General features: G+C 53.9%; 15 protein-coding genes. 9 read left to right on the top strand and 6 right to left on the bottom strand.

Features of this window, described 5'->3' with window-relative positions; translation table 11 throughout:
- The first annotated feature begins 45 nt into the window (after positions 1-45).
- On the top strand, positions 46-540 hold the full coding sequence (locus OCA8868_RS12950) for a L,D-transpeptidase family protein (RefSeq protein WP_093997003.1): 495 nt from the start codon (positions 46-48) through the stop codon (positions 538-540).
- Here the strand turns inward: OCA8868_RS12950 and OCA8868_RS12945 are convergent.
- Positions 537-1,196, bottom strand: coding sequence for a YggS family pyridoxal phosphate-dependent enzyme (locus OCA8868_RS12945; RefSeq protein WP_093997002.1), 660 nt, complete (start codon positions 1,194-1,196; stop codon positions 537-539). The genes OCA8868_RS12950 and OCA8868_RS12945 overlap by 4 nt on opposite strands.
- Positions 1,197-1,430: 234 nt before the next feature.
- Between OCA8868_RS12945 and OCA8868_RS12940 the strand changes: the two genes are divergently transcribed.
- From OCA8868_RS12940 to holA, 5 genes are all read left to right on the top strand, one after another.
- Positions 1,431-2,534, top strand: coding sequence for a porin (locus OCA8868_RS12940; RefSeq protein WP_179214856.1), 1,104 nt, complete (start codon positions 1,431-1,433; stop codon positions 2,532-2,534).
- A 159-nt stretch (positions 2,535-2,693) separates the two neighbouring features.
- Positions 2,694-3,173 carry a DUF3576 domain-containing protein gene (locus OCA8868_RS12935; RefSeq protein ID WP_093997000.1) on the top strand — a complete coding sequence of 160 codons (480 nt, stop codon included), beginning with the start codon at positions 2,694-2,696 and terminating at the stop codon, positions 3,171-3,173.
- Positions 3,174-3,241: 68 nt separating this feature from the next.
- Positions 3,242-5,797, top strand: a complete 2,556-nt coding sequence (gene leuS, locus OCA8868_RS12930) for a leucine--tRNA ligase (RefSeq protein ID WP_093996999.1) — start codon at positions 3,242-3,244, stop codon at positions 5,795-5,797.
- Complete coding sequence (locus OCA8868_RS12925; protein WP_093996998.1) at positions 5,784-6,272, top strand: hypothetical protein; 489 nt, start codon at positions 5,784-5,786, stop codon at positions 6,270-6,272. The genes leuS and OCA8868_RS12925 overlap by 14 nt, the downstream gene beginning before the upstream one ends.
- A 3-nt stretch (positions 6,273-6,275) precedes the next feature.
- Positions 6,276-7,304 (top strand): DNA polymerase III subunit delta, encoded by a 1,029-nt coding sequence (gene holA, locus OCA8868_RS12920; protein ID WP_093996997.1) that lies wholly within the window; start codon positions 6,276-6,278, stop codon positions 7,302-7,304.
- 62 nt (positions 7,305-7,366) lie between these two features.
- On the opposite strand, the gene OCA8868_RS12915 is transcribed toward holA, so the two are convergent.
- From OCA8868_RS12915 to OCA8868_RS12905, 3 genes are all read right to left on the bottom strand, one after another.
- Positions 7,367-7,573, bottom strand: coding sequence for a hypothetical protein (locus OCA8868_RS12915; protein ID WP_093996996.1), 207 nt, complete (start codon positions 7,571-7,573; stop codon positions 7,367-7,369).
- A gap of 73 nt (positions 7,574-7,646) precedes the next feature.
- The gene (locus tag OCA8868_RS12910) at positions 7,647-8,309 is read right to left on the bottom strand and encodes a YjbF family lipoprotein (RefSeq protein ID WP_093996995.1); all 663 of its coding nucleotides are present in this window, start codon (positions 8,307-8,309) and stop codon (positions 7,647-7,649) included.
- Positions 8,288-10,387, bottom strand: a complete 2,100-nt coding sequence (locus OCA8868_RS12905) for a YjbH domain-containing protein (protein WP_093996994.1) — start codon at positions 10,385-10,387, stop codon at positions 8,288-8,290. Before OCA8868_RS12905 ends, OCA8868_RS12910 begins: the two co-directional genes overlap by 22 nt.
- Positions 10,388-10,512: 125 nt before the next feature.
- Between OCA8868_RS12905 and OCA8868_RS12900 the strand changes: the two genes are divergently transcribed.
- The 3 genes from OCA8868_RS12900 (at position 10,513) to OCA8868_RS12890 (ending at position 13,711) form a co-directional block, all read left to right on the top strand.
- Complete coding sequence (locus OCA8868_RS12900) at positions 10,513-11,268, top strand: sugar transferase (protein ID WP_306456136.1); 756 nt, start codon at positions 10,513-10,515, stop codon at positions 11,266-11,268.
- Between the two features lie 101 nt (positions 11,269-11,369).
- Positions 11,370-12,707, top strand: a complete 1,338-nt coding sequence (locus OCA8868_RS12895; RefSeq protein WP_093996993.1) for a UDP-glucose dehydrogenase family protein — start codon at positions 11,370-11,372, stop codon at positions 12,705-12,707.
- Positions 12,707-13,711 carry an NAD-dependent epimerase/dehydratase family protein gene (locus OCA8868_RS12890; RefSeq protein ID WP_093996992.1) on the top strand — a complete coding sequence of 335 codons (1,005 nt, stop codon included), beginning with the start codon at positions 12,707-12,709 and terminating at the stop codon, positions 13,709-13,711. The genes OCA8868_RS12895 and OCA8868_RS12890 overlap by 1 nt, the downstream gene beginning before the upstream one ends.
- On the opposite strand, the gene OCA8868_RS12885 is transcribed toward OCA8868_RS12890, so the two are convergent.
- Entirely contained in the window at positions 13,699-14,862 is a 1,164-nt protein-coding gene (locus OCA8868_RS12885; RefSeq protein ID WP_093996991.1) for a TIGR03862 family flavoprotein, read from the bottom strand. The genes OCA8868_RS12890 and OCA8868_RS12885 overlap by 13 nt on opposite strands.
- Complete coding sequence (locus OCA8868_RS12880; RefSeq protein WP_093996990.1) at positions 14,859-16,172, bottom strand: mechanosensitive ion channel family protein; 1,314 nt, start codon at positions 16,170-16,172, stop codon at positions 14,859-14,861. The genes OCA8868_RS12885 and OCA8868_RS12880 overlap by 4 nt, the downstream gene beginning before the upstream one ends.
- Between the last annotated feature and the right edge of the window lie 44 nt (positions 16,173-16,216).

Raw genomic sequence — 16,216 nt, 5'->3', positions numbered from 1 at the left:
CGGGGCTGCTTGAACAACCCGCTCAGTTCTGCTCAATCTCGTGGTATGAAACCCACTGATCTTGTCGTCACCCCGACCCATTTACGTTTTCTAAACCGCAAATTTCCTTGCTCAATTGGCAAAGGCGGCCTGAGTGATCATAAAATGGAGGGGGACGGGGCAACGCCGCGTGGCACGCACAAGATTGTCGGTGTGTTGTTTCGCGCAGATAGGGTTGAGAAACCCACCAGTCGTGCAAAGCCAATTCGCCCGCGTGATTTGTGGTCAGATGATCCGTCCCAGCCCGACTATAATCAGATGGTTCAAGCGCCCTATATATACAGCCACGAAAAACTGCGCCGCTCGGACCCTTTATACAACCTTGTCATTCTGACGGATTGGAACTGGCCGAATGCCGTAAAAGACCGTGGATCAGCGATTTTCATTCACCGCTGGCGCAAACCGGGCCACCCAACGGAAGGGTGCATTGGACTACGACCTGCGGACCTCACATGGATCACACCACGCTTATTACCTAAATCACGCCTTATCGTGCTTTAGCCCCCTGGCGGCACGCGGTCCCCAAAGATTGCGGACCCGACGCGCACATGGGTCGCCCCAAGGGCAACTGCGGTTTCAAAGTCACCAGACATCCCCATCGACAGACCAGTTAGCCCATTGCGGGCCGCGATTTTACCAAGCATTGCGAAATGCAATGCAGGGTCTTCATCAACCGGTGGAATACACATCAAACCACGCACGGGCAGGTCCATTGCAATTGCCTCAGCCACAAATGCATCCGCATCCGCTGGCAACACGCCGGCCTTTTGCGGCTCCGCGCCCGTGTTCACCTGTATATAGAGGTCAGGGCAATTCCCGATCTCTTGCGCCAAGCGCGCGAATGTTTTTGCGAGCTTGGCGCGGTCCAAAGTATGGATAGACTGTGCAAGTTCCATCGCTTGGCGTGCCTTGTTGGTTTGCAGCGGGCCAATGAGGTGTAAATCGATTCCCTCAAACTGCTCACGAAATGCTGGCCACTTACCTGCAGCCTCCTGCACACGGTTTTCACCAAACACACGGTGCCCCTGTTCGAGAATCGTTTGGACGCGTTCGTTGGGCTGTACCTTGGATACGGCGATAAGCTGGGTACTTCCCGCAACGCGTCTTGCCTTCTCTTCCGCTAAACTGATCCGGTCCTTGATATCTTGCAGGGCCATAGCAACCTCCTGATAAATCGGCGTGTTTTGTGTTTCACTTTGACATAGGCCGTTATCTAAGGGCTGTCATGGCCATAATACGGTATAAGGGTGTGTGGCACGTCTGCATCATTTCTCCAGCAGGACGGTTTTGAGTGGCCAATTTCCTTGAGTGTGCAAAGCTTTGGGCGCAAACACCCTTCAATGCTAGTTGAACTGGCATTCTCGAAGAATGCAAACACGAGGAATTACACAATGAAAAACATGCTTCTCGCATCTACAGCTCTCGTCGCCTTCGCTGGCGCCGCTGCTGCTGAAGTCTCCTTTACAGGTGATGTTACTGTTGGTTACAATGACGACGTCGAAGACGGCTTTTACTACGACGCTGGTGTCGATGTTGGGCTTTCCCAAGCTCTCGACAACGGCCTGACAGCTGCTGCGTCTTTTGACCTGAACATCATTGACGAAAACGGCCGCCCTAACGGGACCGACGTCAACTTTGATGACTGGGAAATGTCCCTGTCTTCCGACACTGCTGGCCTGCACTTCGGTGTTACAGACTTCGCAGCAGAAACACACTGGCAGTCTGCTGGTGACATGGGCGCCGACAACTTCTCCGATGCTTCCGACGAAATCGTTCTTCGTGGCGACTTGTCCTTCGGAAACGTAGATGCATCCGTGTCTTATGCAGTTGCAGACGACAATGGCGTAGAAGCTGACGACGACTTCACACAGCTGTCCTTGGGTGTTGTTGGTACATTCGGCAACTTCACAGTTGGTATGGCATACCAAGAAGCATCCGGTCTTTTTGGCGGCGTTTCTGGTTCTGTAGCTAACGGCGACTACGTTGACGCTGAAGTTCTCGGTCTCTTCGCTCAGACGTCCGTAGCTGGTTTCGACGTTGAGCTTGCTTACGCTGAAAACTCTACTGCTGGTACAGACTCCACTGGTATTGAAGTTGGCTACACAGTCGGCGACATCACATTGGGTGCTTACTACGTAATGGAAAGCGTTGCTAACGATGCAATGGGTGTTTCTGTTGCTTACGCTTCTGGCCCAGTATCTGTTGCAGCATACTACAACGACGACCGTGGCAACGATGAGTACGCTCTGCAGGGTTCTTATGACGTCGGCAACGGCCTCGTAATTACTGCTGGTATGATCGATGGTAGCAGCGTTACAGACAACGACTTCGCTAACTACGTAGTTGCTGAATACGACCTCGGTGGCGGCGCATCTGTTCTTGCTTCCTTCGCTGACAGCAACAACGCTGCGACAGCTACTTCCGATGACATCGACACATTCGGTGGCTACGAGCTGAAGCACGGTACAACTGTTGAGATTTCCTTCGCGTTCTAATTGAACCTGAAGTTATCTAAAGATTGGGCGGTTCCTTCGGGAGCCGCCCTTTTTATTTGTTAGACAAGAAACTCTCCGGTTCGCATCAACCTCGGGTCTTGTGGCACCTGCCCCCCTTCGCTACACATTTGCTAAGCAAAAAGCGCAAAGGGCGATCCTGTGACCGGATTTAAGAAACGCATTCGCATGACTTTTGGAATTGGCTTGATTGCCACGCTTTCTGCGTGCGGCGGATCAGGCAGCCTTTCCGGCAGCAATCCATTCGGGTCAATCGGCAGTTTGGGCGGCGGTGGCAACGACAACGCTGGCACATCACAGGCATCACGAACGCGCGGCGTCGAAAACGTAGCCGTGAACCGCTACCTCTGGGCTGCGTCTTTGGATGTGCTTAGCTTCTTACCTGTTGAATCCGTTGATCCATTCACTGGCGTTATCGTCTTAGGCTACGGCACACCACCCGGTGGCAGCCGCGCCTATCGCGCGACGATCTACATCACTGACCCTGCACTTGATGCGCGGTCATTGAACGTTTCGCTTCTGACGCGTTCCGGCCCTGCCGCCGCTGAAACAACCCGTGCGATTGAGGATGCAATCCTTTCACGCGCACGCCAAATCCGCATCGCAGACGGCGCACTGTAAAACAGGCGCAACCCATAGTATTTCAGGCGCCGGGTCCAGCACCCGGCGTTCGCTTTTAAGGACACGACATGTCGCAATACTCCCCCTCCGAAATCGAAGCAAAGTGGCAAGCCGCTTGGGATAAAGCCGAAACTTTTAAGGCCGTCCGCAGTGACGACAAGCCCAAATACTACGTGCTTGAGATGTTCCCCTACCCGTCCGGCCGCATCCACATCGGCCACGTGCGCAACTACACGATGGGCGACGTAATCGCGCGCTATAAACTGGCGACAGGCCATAACGTGCTGCACCCGATGGGTTTTGACGCCTTTGGTATGCCCGCCGAGAACGCGGCGATGGCATCCGGTGGCCACCCCAAGGATTGGACCTACCAAAACATCGACGACATGGTCGCGCAGATGAAGCCGCTGGGCCTAGGCATCGACTGGTCGCGCATGTTCGCCACTTGTGACCCTGAATACTACGGCCAGCAGCAGGCCCTGTTCATCGATATGTTGAACGCAGGTATGATTGATCGCAAAAACGCCACCGTGAACTGGGATCCGGTCGATATGACCGTGTTGGCCAATGAACAGGTGATCGACGGCAAAGGCTGGCGCTCTGGTGCCGAGGTTGAGCGTAAGGACCTGACCCAGTGGTTCTTCAAGATTTCCGACTATGCCGATGAGCTTCTGGAAGCACTGGATGGTTTGGATAACTGGCCCGCCAAGGTGCGCCTGATGCAGGAAAACTGGATCGGCAAGTCACGTGGCCTTCAGTTCTCGTTCTCGATGCTCGAAGGTATTGGCGCGCATGATCGGGTTGAGGTTTACACAACCCGCCCTGACACCCTTATGGGCGCATCTTTCGTTGGCATCTCACCTGATCATCCGCTCGCCAAGGAGCTTGAGCAAGACAATGCAGATATCGCAGCCTTCAACGCCGAATGCCGCAAAGGTGGCACGACGGCTGAGGCTTTGGAGAAGGCCGAGAAGCTGGGCTTTGACACGGGCCTGCGCGTGCGTCACCCGTTTGACACATCATGGAAACTGCCCATCTACATCGCGAATTTCATCATGATGGACTACGGCACCGGCGCGATCTTCGGCTGCCCAGCGCACGACCAGCGTGATTTTGACTTCGCCAAGAAGTACGAGCTGCCAATCATCCCGACATTCCTACCGTCCGCGGATAGTGATCCTGAATTGACCGAGGCCTTCGTCCCCAACAAAACCGACATGGTTCATTGGGTGACGCCCTTCGCTTGGGACCCAGCCACAAATGGTGAAGACGCGATCAACAAGGCTGTGGATTTCTGCGAAGAAAATGGCGTTGGTCAAGGCGTCACCAAGTTCCGCCTGCGCGATTGGGGTCTGAGCCGCCAACGCTACTGGGGCGCGCCTATCCCAGTTGTTCATTGTGACGACTGCGGTGTGGTGCCCGAAAAGAAAGAGAACTTGCCGGTTGAGCTGCCTTACGATGTCTCGTTCGACATTCCTGGCAACCCGCTAGACCGCCATCCAACTTGGCGCAACGTGCCGTGCCCATCCTGTGGCAAAGACGCCCTGCGTGAAACCGACACAATGGACACCTTCGTTGACTCCAGTTGGTACTTCGCCCGCTTTACTGCACCCCACGCACAGACACCGACCGAAAAGGCCGACGCGGATTATTGGATGAATGTCGATCAGTACATCGGCGGCATCGAACACGCGATTTTGCACCTGCTCTATTCGCGCTTTTTTGCCCGTGCGATGCACAAGACAGGCCACTTGCCTGCGTCGGCTATCGAGCCGTTCGATGCTTTGTTTACTCAAGGCATGGTGACACACGCGATCTTTAAAACCGACGGAGCAGACGGCCGCCCAGTCTATCACTACCCTGAAGCAGTCGAGCTTCGTGATGGCGGTGGTTTCCTAAAAGACGGAACGCAAGTGGACATCATCCCGTCTGCCAAAATGTCGAAATCCAAGAACAACGTTGTCGATCCAGTGGCGATCATTGATCAGTATGGCGCGGATACGGCTCGTTGGTTCGTGCTGTCCGACTCCCCTCCTGAGCGGGACGTGGAGTGGACGGCCTCCGGCGCGGAAGCGACGCACAAACACCTGTCACGCGTCTACCGTATCGCAACGGAAATCGCGTCCAACACAGATGCCTCCAACGACCAAGACGAAGCCCTGCTGCGCGATATGCACAAGGCCATTCATGACGTCACACAAGGTGTGGAATCCTTTGGCTTCAACGCATCCATCGCCAAGCTTTACGGTTTCACGGGTGCCATTGCGAAGTCCAAGGCGGGTGGCGACGCTAAGCGTCAGGCGATGAAAACCCTAGCACAGCTGATGTCACCAATGACGCCGCACTTGTCTGAGGATATCTGGGCGATGCTGGGTGGTGATGGCCTGATCGCGAACGCGCCATGGCCCGTTGCGGATGAGGCGATGCTGGTCGAAGACACCATCACCATGCCAATCCAGATTAACGGTAAACGTCGGTCTGAACTTGCCGTTCCAAAAGACATGAGCAAGGAAGAGGTTGAAAAACTCGCGCTGGCGGATGAGGCTGTGGTTAAGGCATTGGAGGGCAACGCGCCCAAAAAGCTGATTGTTGTACCGGGCCGGATTATCAATGTTGTCATCTGACAGACGTAAATTCTTGGGCGTACTTGCTGCACTGCCATTGGCAGGCTGCGGGTTCACACCTGTCTATGGCACAAACGGATCAGCGCGCACTTTGCGGGGCCGTATTGCGTATCGTGCACCAGATACGCCAGAAGGGTTCCGTCTACGCACACGTCTTGAGGATCGGCTCGGGCGGGTTGAGCAGGGCGACTATTTACTCACGGTTCAGCTTGAAATAGGTGAAGAGGCGGTCGTGATCTCATCCGCGCAAGACATCAACCGCTTCAATCTGCCCGGCAAAGCTACATGGGAACTGACAGAACAGGGCAATGATACTCCGCTTGCGTCAGGAATCGCGGTAACTTTCACCGCCTATTCAGCATTTGGCACCACCGTTGCCACCCGCGAAGCCCAAGATGACGCGCGTGATCGTCTGGCAATTGCGCTGGCAGACCTGATCGTCACGGATATCATCGTTGCGTCGGCAGGGCGCTAGCCCATGAAACTTTCTGCACGCGATGCCGCCAATTACTTTCGAAAGCCTGATTCCAAAGGTGCGGGTATTTTGATCTACGGTGGTGACGCAATGCGGGTTGCGTTGAAACGCCAAGAGGTCATCAAAGCATTGGTCGGACCCAACGGCGAAGAAGAAATGCGCCTGACGCGGATGACGGGCACCGAGCTGCGCAAAGATCCCGCCTTGCTCGGGGATGCGATCAAAGCGCAGGGGTTCTTCCCCGGCCCGAGGGTCGCGTTCATCGAGGAAGCAGGGGATAGTGTTACGAAGGCGATTGCACCAGCACTTGCAGATTGGGTTGAGGGCGACGCGCAAATCGTCGTGACAGCTGGCCAGTTGAATGCTCGATCATCCTTACGCAAACTGTTTGAGGGTCATTCGTCCGCTTATGCCGCTGGCGTCTACGATGATCCGCCCACGCGTGAAGAAATCGAAGGTTCGCTTCGTGAAGCTGGGTTAACGAATGTTGAGCGTGACGCGTTGGAGCTCATAACGTCTCTCGCACGCGAACTGTCACCAGGGGATTTCCGCCAAACGATCGAAAAGCTCGGCCTATATATGACAGGGGAAGCAGGAGAGGTGTCCGTCGCCGACGTCGAGGCCTGCGCACCGGTATCCAACGAAGCCGACCTAGATGACATTCTAAACGTGGTTGCCGATTTAAAGGCTGCCGAGATTGGCCCCGTACTTAGCCGCCTTTACGCGCAAGGTACGCAACCTGTCGCACTTTGCATCGGCGCGTTACGTCACTTCCGTCAGTTGCATACAGTCGCGTCGGACCCCGGCGGTGCCGGGGCTGGTATCGGCCGTCTTCGCCCGCCCGTCTTCGGCCCGCGACGGGACCGCTTAATGCGTCAAGCATCGAGCTGGGGGCGGATTAACCTGGAAGATGCGCTTGGAACGATTACGGACACGGACCTGACGCTAAGGTCTGTTCACTCGGCACCGGATCGCGCTTTGGTGGAACGCATGTTCATCCGTTTAGCAATGCTTGGTCGCCGCAGAGGTTAGACCTGAACGTAAAAAAGGCAGGCGCGAGGCCTGCCTTTTCCAAACTTTTATAAGCTTAAAGTTCAGGAACCGCCACCGGAACCCAGAGCAGTACAGATGATCAAGCAAGCTACGATCGGAACAATGTACTTTGCGGAAGGTGAGTTAGTAGCTGCAGGTGCAACGAAGTCAGGAGCAGGTGTGATAACTACTGCGTCATTGTTACCCGCGAACGAAGTCGTGGATGCTGTAGCAAGTGCGCCAGCTGCGACAAGTGTCTTGATTTTCATAATAAACTCCAGTGCGAAAAAATCATGTGTAGAATACTTTGGCAGGTACGAAAAGCAAGCAGGAACTGTGAAACTAGAGCTTTTGGTACCCAATATGCCCAAGTTCGGGCGAAATCCATTGAACTGACTGCACGAATGAACCGTCAGACGTTAGCCAATAAGTGTTTTCGAAACTGTAATTCTCGCCCTGACAGGCCTCGCGATAAGCAGAAGTTTCATAGCTCTTGTCGGATATCTCTAGCGTTTCTTCTTTCAGGAACGAAGAAACGCACTGATATTCATGTCGCTCAATTTGACCAAGGCCGTTAAGTAAGTCGTGTGTTCTTATGTAGTTAGACGAATCTTGAAGTGCGGCTCCGGCGACTGGGGTTTGAAGTCCCATTAAGTCGGCCCCGAATCCCCGTGTTCCAACGATAACGCCCTGCTCGATCGTTATTGAGGCACCTTCTGTGCTGACCCAAGTGGCCCGAGAGCCATTGGTGCCAATTTGCACCATTGCAGCGGCGGCTCCAATTTCAAATACGTTTAGGAGCAGTCGGTCCGAAGATTGCTCCTCAAGCCCAGCAAGCGCCCATCCGGTAAACGCATCTGCGGCAGGCGATTCGTTTTGCGCGTTCGAACCGGTAACTCCGCGAACTGCGCCTATAGCGTTTTCGTTTCGCCCAAGCGGTCCACATGATGCTAGAACAGTCAGCGCAGCTCCACAAATCCACTTCATCGCCAGTACCGTCCCCATTGGTCGCCCATCGTTCCTTGATGCCCATCTTGGACAATCTCATACAATCGGCCATCCACCCTCAGGCGAGCTCCGCCATCCCTTTCCAAAGATGACAACCGCGTCGCCGTTGAATTACGCGTCGGACGCCCGAGAACCCAATCCGTCGGTATCTCAAAAACGATCCCTTTATCAAAAGACCCTTCACCGAAGTCATCAAACGGAACATCTGTCAGTGTAAAGTACGCCCCGATTTTCCAACCGTTATCGAATTCGCGGTCAAGTCGGAACGTCGCACCTATGTCGCCTGCAAGGTAACGGCCAACATCAAGCTGTGCCTGAAAACCGTTGTCGAAATCGTAATATGCAGACACATGGCCCGTCACGATATCGTAATCTTGAAAGCCAAACCCAAGGTCAAAGTCCCTCTGGATCGCATAGTTAACCTCTGCTCCAAGTGCGAGCGGGCTATCGATAGGCTTCCAAAGCAATTCAGCGGAAACACCGCCAAACATACGTTCCAAATACCCCAGAGAAACGCGCGAGTATAAATCAGTCGCTGGACGACCATACCACGTCAACGTCAAATTCTCGATGCCGCCGCCGCTTTCAGCGCCGTACCGCAGACCTTCTCGGCGAATTGGCGGAAGTGTTGAAGGTGAAATTGAACCAATCTCATCGCGGTTCCCAACGAGCCTATGGCGATAAGCACCCGACAAAACAAGATTTGGCTGAATTTCATACTGGAAAGACGCCTCAAGGCCCAAGTCAGCACGAGCAGGGTTATCGCCATCAAATAATGACACTTCAAGATACGGTGAAATACCCCACAGGAACGCAGGATTTGGATCATCCCAACCAATCATTGGGGCAGCGCCCGCTGCATCCCCAAAAATGGCGCGATCATACGATAGTGCAGCAGCATTAGGCGCATTTTCGAGCTCTTCAAGGTCGTCACGGCTTATCGTTACCGCGGACAACGCTATCCCATGCTGAGTGGGCTCCAGAATGAAAGTGTCGACATTTGTAGGCGCTACATGGCTCAACATTCGTGCGACACGACCCAACCCTTGCGCCTCCGCGCGGTAGGTTGAGTTTTCATAGCGGACCCGCATCGTATTGCCGTTAACTTCGGCACCTAGCAAACGGAAACCATCCGTCGCCATAACCTGCCCCAAGGTTTCAACACCGGAAGCTTGCGCCGAAGGCGTGTCCCATGACGCAGCCGCCGCTACTCCTTCAGCTTCAGCACGCACGCCAACTGGCATCGGAGCTGTCTCAAGCCCACTCGGAAAGCTTGAGCTGGTAGGGTCGATAATGATCGTCGCGGAAATTCCGATATCTGTTCCGTACAGGTAATAGGCACCCAGTTGATAAGTACTGTTTGGCTGCCATTTCACCCCAAAGTTTAAAGGGGAGCGACGGTCAAAGCCTGCTCGAGATTCTTCAATATTGTACGCATCTGACGAATACTCAACGAGTGCGGTCAACTCATCGCTTACGCGAAATTCTGCACCCCCGAAAAACGCTGCGTCTCCTCTGAAAAATCGACCGCTAAGTACGGTTCCGCCTTTTCCAGACCTATCGTTGGGGCGAACCTCGAACGCCTCATCTAACGCTCCCAGAGGATTAGTGAATCCGTTGTGCGACGCCAAACGGCCCCAGCCCAAACCACCGGAAACCCGAACATTCGGGCTCACCGTTTTTGTTGCGACGATAAACTCGCTACTGTAAAGCCCTGTGCCCAAGAAGTCCCGCAAGCCAACGGCTATTGCAGGGCGATACTGCCCTTCGGTAGCAATTTGATATTGCAGGTCGAAACTGCGATCATAAGAGTAAATATGCGAATACCGAAAGCTCCCTGTGAGGCGCGGCAGCACCTGGAACGAAAAGGTTGTTCGCCAATTTTCCGCGAACATCGCCAAAGTCGCCGAAAGCTCTCCGTCGGCAGGCGCAACGGCAGACGGCATATCAATGATACCAGGCGTGCCATACAATGTATAGTTTGTACGCCAGTCATCTTGCGCAACTGATGTCGTCGCGCAAACCGCCGCAACCGCTGCACACGCGAAGAGAAATTTTTTGTTAACACTTACCATACATATTGGTCTGACATTGTACCACGCCTGACCGCAACCCAATTCTAACGCAGCCGAAATCTCGGCAATAACCCGTGGGCGGAATGCAATACATCTGATTTCCAACTGCGAAAGTTGCGTAATAAATGCCAAAGGTGACAAAACTGGTATTATTCGAGAAGCCTAAATACTCGTTTCCGGAAACTTCTCGATCCATTTCGTTTAATTCGCTCGTCCGACCTTCGCTCAAGGATGGCGCTGCCCACAAAAGCACACGTTTCAAACGTATTCGCCCAACAAAACGCGTATTTGACCTTGTCGTTGCTGGAATCGGGATTGTGTTCATCGCCCCCATCATCATTTGCGTCGCGGTTCTACTCCTTGTTTTGGAAGGCAGACCGATTTTCTACATTTCCGAACGCATGAAAGCGCCAGGTACACCGTTCAAAATCATCAAATTCCGTACGATGTATACAACTCTTGACGGGGCCGATGCGGGGGTAACTGGAGGGGACAAAAAAGGTCGAATTACACCGGTAGGCCGGATGCTTCGCCGTTTTCGTTTGGATGAAACCCCGCAGATAATAAACATACTCAGAGGGGATATGAGCTTTGTTGGACCTCGCCCACCGCTACGCCAATACACCGATGCGTTCCCAGAAATTTATCAAGCGGTCCTTCAGTCTCGCCCTGGGGTAACCGGTTTGGCGACCTTGCATTACCATCGCCACGAAGAGCGCCTTATTGCCCGTACGAAGTCACCCACTGAGACCGAACAGATTTACACGACCCGCTGCATTCCACGTAAAGCAGCGCTTGATCTTATCTATCAGCGCAATGCATCGATTTGGTTTGATGCCAAAATTATGTGGCAAACCGTAATATGCCTGCTGAAGCGTTAGAGGCACATCCCCCCAACAGATTTCACGGCGCTCAGATTTGGGCTGGCAGCAAAGACATGCCTTGCGGTATGCAACTGTCAAAACAATCTTGAGGCTAAACCATGAAAATCGCAGTGATCGGAACGGGCTATGTGGGCCTCGTGTCGGGTGTTTGTTTTTCCGACTTCGGGCACGATGTTGTTTGCGTCGACAAAGATCCAGCTAAGATTGCTAAGCTAGAAGCGGGCGAAGTCCCGATTTACGAACCTGGCTTGGAAGAGCTTATGGCCAAAAACGTCGATGCGGGGCGTTTGACGTTCACGATGGACCTCGCGGCCGCGATTGAAAGCGCGGAAGCGGTATTCATCGCTGTTGGCACGCCGACCCGCCGCGGTGACGGACATGCGGATCTTACGTTCGTGATGGCGGTAGCAGAGGAAATTGCCCTCGCCGCCAAAGATTATACCGTCATCGTCACCAAATCGACGGTACCTGTCGGGACGAACCGCAAGGTCAAACAGGTTGTTCACAAAGCAAACCCTGACCTTGAATTCGACGTTGCGTCCAACCCTGAGTTCCTGCGCGAAGGTGCCGCTATCGACGATTTCATGCGTCCTGATCGTGTTGTGGTTGGCGTTCAAACCAAACGCGCAGGCGATGTCATGAACGACGTATACCGTCCGCTGTTTTTACGGGACTTCCCTGTCGTGATAACGGACCTCGAAAGCGCCGAAATGATCAAATACGCTGCCAACGCGTTTCTTGCTACGAAGATTACGTTCATCAACGAGATCGCCGCTTTATGCGAACGCACTGGCGCTGACATCAAACAGGTCAGTAAGGGCATGGGCCTTGATGGGCGCATCGGAAATAAATTCCTGCATGCCGGCCCTGGGTACGGTGGATCTTGCTTCCCGAAAGACACCAAAGCCTTAGCACGCATTGGTCAGGAACACGCGGTGCCAATGCAGATCACCGAGGCTGTGATTAAGGTTAATGAAGAAGTAAAACGCCGGATGGTCGACAAACTTCTCGACCTCTGTGATGGCAGCTTTAACGGCAAGGTAGTTGCTGTGCTAGGCGTCACGTTCAAACCCAACACCGACGACATGCGCGATGCCCCTGCATTAACCATTGTACCTGCACTGGTTGGCGGCGGTGCGAAGGTGCGCGTGACCGACCCACAAGGTAAACACGAGGGCGAAGCGTTATTGCCCGGCGTGAACTGGGTTGAAGACGCCTATAAGGCAGCCCGCAATGCTGATCTTGTGGTTATCTTGACCGAATGGAACGAATTCCGTGGGCTCGACCTAAAACGCATGGCGAAACATATGACAACGCCACGCATGGCCGATCTACGCAACATCTATTCCACCAAAGACGCCAAGCGCGCTGGTTTTGATGCCTATGTTTCAATCGGTCGCTCGTCGCTGGAACCTACGACCGACGGAGAGTCTTAATGCCTAAAGTTCTCGTCACTGGGTCTGCCGGATTCATCGGTTACCATCTTTGCAAGTTGCTGCTGGATCAGGGGTTCGACGTCGTCGGTTTTGACGCGATGACGGACTACTACGATGTGCGTTTGAAAGAACGTCGGCAAGCGAACTTGCTGCAATCGGGGAACTTTAGAGCTGTAAACGAACGTTTAGAGGCGGACGGTGTGCTGATGGATCTCGTGGCAACTGAAAAGCCCGACTTCATTGTGCATTTGGCAGGGCAAGCGGGTGTTCGGTATTCGATTGATGAACCGCGCTCATATGTAGAAGCAAATATAATCGGCACATTCAACTTGCTTGAAGCAGTGCGCGCGACGCCAGTCAAGCACCTGCTTTTGGCGTCCACCTCTTCGGCGTACGGCGCGAATACGCAGATGCCCTACGCCGAAACGGACAAGGCTGACACGCAAATGTCGTTCTACGCCGCGACCAAAAAATCAAACGAGGTCATGGCCCACTCCTACGCCCACCTCTACGACATCCCGACGACGATGTTCCGTTTTTTCACTGTCTATGGCCCTTGGGGGCGTCCGGATATGGCGCTGTTCAAGTTCACCAAAGCGGTGCTGAATGGCGACCCGATTGATGTGTACAATCATGGAGATATGTCCCGCGATTTTACCTATGTAACTGACCTTGTTCGCGGGATTCAGCTGTTGTTGGACGCAGCCCCCGAACGATTGGACGAAGTGCCAGATGGCGACAGTCTTTCACCCGTCGCGCCGCACCGCATCGTGAACATCGGCAACGGCGAGCCTGTCCAGTTGATGGCGTTTATCGAAGCGATCGAGAAAGCCACCGGAATGCCCGCTGAGAAAAATTTCATGGACATCCAACCTGGTGATGTCCCCGCGACGTGGGCTGATGGTGCGCTCTTGCAAAAGCTAACCGGTTACTCCCCAAAAACGGATATCGAGACCGGGGTTAAGGCATTCGTAGATTGGTACCGTGACTACTACGACGTCTGAAGATACCGCGCGGCAGCTCGTCCCGCCCAACGACCCGTCGCGAGGCAACCGGTGATCAGATAGCCACCCGTTGGCGCCTCCCAGTCAAGCATTTCACCGGCACAAAAAACCCCTTCACGCGACTTCAGCATGAGGTCGTCTGTTAAGGCGTCAAACCGAACTCCACCTGCTGTGGAAATAGCTTCATCAATCAGGCGCGCTGTAAGAGCCGGGAATGGAAGGGCTTTTATTTTTTCCGCGAGCGGCAGGTCTAGACCTCGACCAAGCTCATTCAACAACGCGCGCTTTACTGGGTCGAGCTTCAGCGTTTTACGGAGCGTATTTGCAAGTGACTGTTTACCTTTCGGCGCGGCGAGCTTCGCCGTGATCTCTCGCGCCGAAACATCAGGCAAGAGATCCAATGTCAGCTTGGCGCCATCACGAACCGCCGCCGACACCATGTAGACTCCGCCACCTTCTATCCCTTTGCCAGAGATGATGAATTCACCCCGCGATGTGGCGTTGCCAGCTGTCAATTTCACACCCTTCACAGCAGAGCCATGGTGCGGGGTCATGTGGTCTGACCAGTCCAGCGCAAAACCCATGTTCGCGGGTTTAAATGGCGCGACGTCGTTTGCCAGATGTTCTATCCACCGCCCGTTTGACCCAAGGCGTTTCCAGCTTGCTCCACCCGTCGCAAGGACCGTTGCTTTCGCCGCTATTCCTTGGGAGCCATTAGGTGTGTCAAACGTCGCGACATCCCCATCCCAGCCGGTCCATTGCCAACGTGTTTTAATTGTTACGCCTTGGTTAGTCAGTCTTTCAAGCCACGCCCGCAAGAGTGGCGAAGCCTTCATTTCCTTGGGAAACACGCGACCAGTTGATCCTGTAAAAACGTCCCGGCCTAGCTCCTCAACCCAGCCGACGACGTTTTCAGGTCCGAATGCCGAAAGCATAGGTGAAAGGGCTACTTCGGCATTTCCAAATGCTGCTTGAAACTCTGGCTTCGCCTCAGCCTTTGTTAAGTTCAACCCAGACTTACCCGCCATCAGGAGTTTTCGGCCCACTGTTGGCATCGAGTCCGCTATTTCGACAGAGAACCCCGACGCTGACAATACCTCCGCTGCCATCAAACCGGCAGGTCCACCGCCGATTATCAGCGCGTCCGTCATTCAGTCAAACCTTTGGGAAACCCGCCTTTGATTTCGACAACACGCTGCGGGAACGGTATTTCGATACCAGCTTCCTTAAGCGCATTCCAAACCGCAAAGCGCACGTGGCTGCGGTATTTGAAGCGGCCATCATCAATGCCGTTGACCCAGAATTCCACGATGAAATCAATGCCGCTATCGCCAAAGTTTTCCAGCTCAACGTCCGGCGGCATAGGGTCGTTCAGTATGAAATCGAGCGCGGCAACTGCGGGGGCGACGATATCGGGAATCTTGTTTATGTCCGTGTCATAGCTGACAGAAAAAGTAACGTCATATCGGTTCGCGGAACCGCTATCGGAATAGTTGATAACCCGTGTGACGATGAAATCTTCGTTCGGAACGACGATCCACTTGCCGTCATAAGTTTCCAAAATCGCGGCACGGGCCGTCATCTTAACAATTGTACCGGTCTCACCGCCATCAAGCTCAACATAGTCGCCGACGGTCGCCTGTCCTTCGAGTAGTAAGATGACGCCGGACACAAAGTTCGATGCGATCTTTTGCAGGCCGAAACCGATACCAACACCAAGCGCACCGGTTAGAACCGCAAGCGATGTCAGCGGGACGCCCGCGATGTTCATTGCGACCAGGAATGCAGCGCCAAAGATTGCGATCTCGGTCGCCTTTGCAGCCAACTGCCTCGTTGCAGGCCGCATTTCCTGCTTTTCAATAAGTGCGCTACTTTGGTCGTTGGACCAGCGACCAAGCCAAAACATGATCGTTGCAACGACAAGGAACCGCAAAAGTCCCAAAACGGAAAACGACATATTACCAAGAGGAACCACTGTCGTTTCTAACCATGCAAGAACAGGATCAAGGAAGCCCAGCGCATAGACCGCCGCGAGAGGAACAAGGACGACCTTGCCGACCATCTTCAGCAATGGGTCGCTCAGCATGTCGCGCACGAAGGCCCGTGCGGCGAGGAATAAGAACACACGCTTACCGAAAGCAATGACCTCGCCTGAGCCGAAGATAGACCGAGTTACTTGTTCGCCGACCGCCGTCAATCCAAACGCCAAAAGCGGAAGGAGCAAAGGAAGGAAGATAAGGATAAACCGCCGGGTCTGTGACAGGATCGTCGTGCTCTCCTGAGCCGGAGTCAGAAGTTTCGTGATACGCGGGTTGAATTTGCGGGTAATGAATACAGCCGCCACGTACGCGCCAACTAAAAGCGCGAACTGCACCCAATTTGCCGGATCGATAATCCAAGCAAGTGCGAATTCTAGTACCGGCGTCACGTAGCCCAAAGCAGTGTTCAAAAGATCGTTCATAAAGTCCCCTTACACCACCCAAGCATTCATTAAAACGGGCGACG

Origin of the sequence: Octadecabacter ascidiaceicola (assembly GCF_900185015.1) — a bacterium.
GTDB lineage: Bacteria > Pseudomonadota > Alphaproteobacteria > Rhodobacterales > Rhodobacteraceae > Octadecabacter > Octadecabacter ascidiaceicola.
The sequence above is the reverse complement of the archived record's forward strand: the minus strand, read 5'-3'. Positions and strand labels throughout refer to the sequence as shown.

What these genes read in the sequence shown, in the direction of transcription:
- OCA8868_RS12915 (WP_093996996.1), bottom strand. Translation starts at nt 7,573, where the DNA reads ATGAAAATCAAGACACTTGTCGCAGCTGGCGCACTTGCTACAGCATCC.
- leuS (WP_093996999.1), top strand. Translation starts at nt 3,242, where the DNA reads ATGTCGCAATACTCCCCCTCCGAAATCGAAGCAAAGTGGCAAGCCGCT.
- OCA8868_RS12880 (WP_093996990.1), bottom strand. Translation starts at nt 16,172, where the DNA reads ATGAACGATCTTTTGAACACTGCTTTGGGCTACGTGACGCCGGTACTA.
- OCA8868_RS12885 (WP_093996991.1), bottom strand. Translation starts at nt 14,862, where the DNA reads ATGACGGACGCGCTGATAATCGGCGGTGGACCTGCCGGTTTGATGGCA.
- OCA8868_RS12945 (WP_093997002.1), bottom strand. Translation starts at nt 1,196, where the DNA reads ATGGCCCTGCAAGATATCAAGGACCGGATCAGTTTAGCGGAAGAGAAG.
- OCA8868_RS12925 (WP_093996998.1), top strand. Translation starts at nt 5,784, where the DNA reads ATGTTGTCATCTGACAGACGTAAATTCTTGGGCGTACTTGCTGCACTG.
- OCA8868_RS12910 (WP_093996995.1), bottom strand. Translation starts at nt 8,309, where the DNA reads ATGGGGACGGTACTGGCGATGAAGTGGATTTGTGGAGCTGCGCTGACT.
- OCA8868_RS12950 (WP_093997003.1), top strand. Translation starts at nt 46, where the DNA reads ATGAAACCCACTGATCTTGTCGTCACCCCGACCCATTTACGTTTTCTA.
- OCA8868_RS12940 (WP_179214856.1), top strand. Translation starts at nt 1,431, where the DNA reads ATGAAAAACATGCTTCTCGCATCTACAGCTCTCGTCGCCTTCGCTGGC.
- holA (WP_093996997.1), top strand. Translation starts at nt 6,276, where the DNA reads ATGAAACTTTCTGCACGCGATGCCGCCAATTACTTTCGAAAGCCTGAT.
- OCA8868_RS12895 (WP_093996993.1), top strand. Translation starts at nt 11,370, where the DNA reads ATGAAAATCGCAGTGATCGGAACGGGCTATGTGGGCCTCGTGTCGGGT.
- OCA8868_RS12900 (WP_306456136.1), top strand. Translation starts at nt 10,513, where the DNA reads ATGCCAAAGGTGACAAAACTGGTATTATTCGAGAAGCCTAAATACTCG.
- OCA8868_RS12905 (WP_093996994.1), bottom strand. Translation starts at nt 10,387, where the DNA reads ATGGTAAGTGTTAACAAAAAATTTCTCTTCGCGTGTGCAGCGGTTGCG.
- OCA8868_RS12890 (WP_093996992.1), top strand. Translation starts at nt 12,707, where the DNA reads ATGCCTAAAGTTCTCGTCACTGGGTCTGCCGGATTCATCGGTTACCAT.